The organism is Paenibacillus sp. EKM212P, from assembly GCF_011066115.1.
GTDB classification, from domain to species: Bacteria; Bacillota; Bacilli; order Paenibacillales; family Paenibacillaceae; genus Paenibacillus; species Paenibacillus polymyxa_B.
In genome coordinates this window covers 1-2,747 of record NZ_JAAMNR010000031.1, presented here as the reverse complement: position 1 = coordinate 2,747, position 2,747 = coordinate 1, and the positions used below count along the sequence as shown (strand labels likewise).

At 58.6% G+C, this 2,747-nt stretch carries 1 protein-coding gene; it reads left to right on the top strand.

The features are described 5' to 3' along the window. A partial coding sequence (locus G9G54_RS24750) for a condensation domain-containing protein (protein WP_165179932.1) occupies positions 1–2,747 on the top strand: 2,747 nt, incomplete at both ends.

Below are 2,747 nucleotides of genomic sequence, written 5' to 3'. Positions count from 1 at the left end.
GCGCGGTGGATGGAAGACGGCAACGTGGACTTCATCGGCCGGATCGACAACCAGGCGAAAATCCGGGGGTACCGGATTGAGACGGGCGAAGTCGAAGCGAAGCTGCTGAGTGTAGGTGGCGTGAAGGAAGCGGTCGTCGTCGTCAGGGAAGATCAAGAAGGTCAGAAAGCTTTGTGCGCTTATTATACAGCGGAAGAAGGGTTGACGGCGGCGGACCTGAAGCGGGCGATTGCCAGCGAGCTGCCGGGGTACATGATCCCGTCGTACTTCGTGGAGCTGGAGCGTCTGCCTCTGACGCCGAACGGAAAGATCGACCGGAAGGCGCTGCCGGCACCGGAAGGGGGAGCAGGCGGAGGCCGCGAATACGTGGCGCCGCGCACCGAACTGGAGGCGAAGCTGGCCGCCATTTGGCAGGCTGTGCTTGTTCGGGAGAAGGCGGTAGGCGTAACGGACAACTTCTTCGACCTCGGCGGACACTCCCTGCGGGCGACGACGCTTGTCAGCAAAATGCATAAGGAGCTAGGCGTTGAATTCCCGCTTCGCGACGTATTCCGCTACTCGACGGTTGAGGAAATGGCCGCGGCTATGGAGCGGCTGGAGATCGGCTCGTTCACGGCTATTCCGGCTGCGGAACCTAGCGAGTATTATCCGCTCTCTTCCGCTCAGAAACGTCTCTATATCTTGAACCAGCTGGAAGGAGCCGAGCTGAGCTACAACATACCGGGAGCTATGCTGCTCGAAGGGGAGCTCGACCGGCAGCGGTTTGAAGAGGCGTTCCGCGGGCTCGTAGCTCGTCATGAAACGCTGCGTACCGGCTTTGAGATGGTAAAAGGCGAAGCGGTTCAGCGGATTTACGAAGAAGCCGCCTTCCAGGTGGAATATGTGCAGATCAGCGGGGAGCAGGCGGAAGAAACGGTGCGCCAATTCGTTCGTCCGTTTGATCTAGCGAAGCCGCCACTTCTGCGGGTAGGCCTTGCCGAACTGGCGCCGGACCGGCACATTCTAATGTTCGATACGCATCATATCGTATCTGACGGCGTTTCGATTGACGTACTGATCGAAGAGTTCGTCCGCTTGTACAGCGGGGAGCAGTTGGAGCCGCTCCGCATTCAGTACAAAGATTATGCGGTATGGCAGCAATCGGACGTGCAGAAAGCTCAGCTTGCCAAGCAGGAAGCCTACTGGCTCGACATGTTCCGCGGAGAGCTGCCGGTTTTGGAATTGTCGACGGACTATCCGCGCCCGGCTATGCAGAGCTACGAGGGCCGCACGCTGCAATTGTTTATGCATAGCGAGAAAAGCGAGGGTCTGAAACGGCTTGCAGCCGAGAACGGCGCAACGCTTTACATGGTTCTGCTTGCTGGTTATACAATACTGTTGCATAAATATACAGGGCAAGAAGACGTGGTGGTCGGTACGCCGATTGCGGGAAGAAATCACAGCGACATTCAGCCGCTGATCGGGATGTTCGTCAATACCCTGGCCATCCGCAGTTATCCGGCTGCCGGTAAGACGTTCCTTGACTACTTGAAGGAAATCAAGGAGACGACGCTGGGCGCTTTTGAACATCAGAATTATCCGTTTGAGGAACTGGTGGATAAGGTGAACGTGGCTCGTGATTTACGCCGCAATCCGCTGTTCGATACGATGTTTGCTTTGCAGAATACAGAGAATTTGGAAATCCAGCTTCCCGGACTCCATTTGTCGACGTATGCCAGCGAAGAAATTGTTTCTAAATTCGATCTCAGCTTGGACGTCACGGAGATCGAGGAAGGCTTGGAATATCTGTTTGAATACGCCACTGCTCTTTATAAAACCGAAACGGTGGAGAAATTGGCCGCTCACTACTTGCAGCTGCTTGAATCCATTCTCCGCAACCCATCGGCGACTATTGCCGAGCTGGGCATTTTGACACCGGCGGAAAAAGAGCAAATTCTCGGCGCGTTTAACCCGGCGCAGCCGGAGGCGGCTCCTACGGCCGCGTTCCACCGGCTGTTTGAGGAACAGGCGGAGTGCACGCCGGAAGAGGCGGCCGTCGTGTACGAGAATGACCGGCTGACCTATGCGGAGCTGAACGAGCGGGCGAACCGCTTGGCGGCTACGCTGCGCGCAAGCGGCATCGGCCGGGAGACGATCGTCGGCATTCTCGCCGAGCGTTCGGTGGACTTGCTGGTGGCCGTGCTGGCCGTCTGGAAAGCGGGCGGGGCGTATGTGCCGCTCGACCCGGATTATCCGGCGGACCGCGTGCGGTTCATGCTTGAAGACAGCGGAACGAAGGTACTGCTGACGCAAACGCCGCTGCGAGAGCGTGCCGAAGCCTGGCTCGGCGAAGAGGAGCTGGCGCTGGCGGCGGTGCTGTACCTGGACGACGAAGCGTCGTACAGCGAGGAGCGGGCGAATGCGTCGGTTGTCTCCGGCATGGTCTCCGGCAAGCTGACGGATGCTGTGGACGACGGCGATGAGAGCCATCAGAAGGTTGGCACCGACAGCTTCCATGAAGCCCGTCCGGAGGACCTGGCGTACGTGATCTATACGTCGGGAACGACGGGCAAGCCGAAGGGCGTGATGATCGAGCACCGCAGTCTGGTGAACACGGCGGCGGGCTACCGGCGGGAATACCGGTTGGATCAGTTCCCGGTGCGGTTGCTGCAGCTCGCAAGCTTCTCGTTTGACGTGTTCGTGGGAGATATCGCGCGGACGCTGTACAACGGAGGCACGATGGTGATTGTGCCGAAGGACGACCGGAT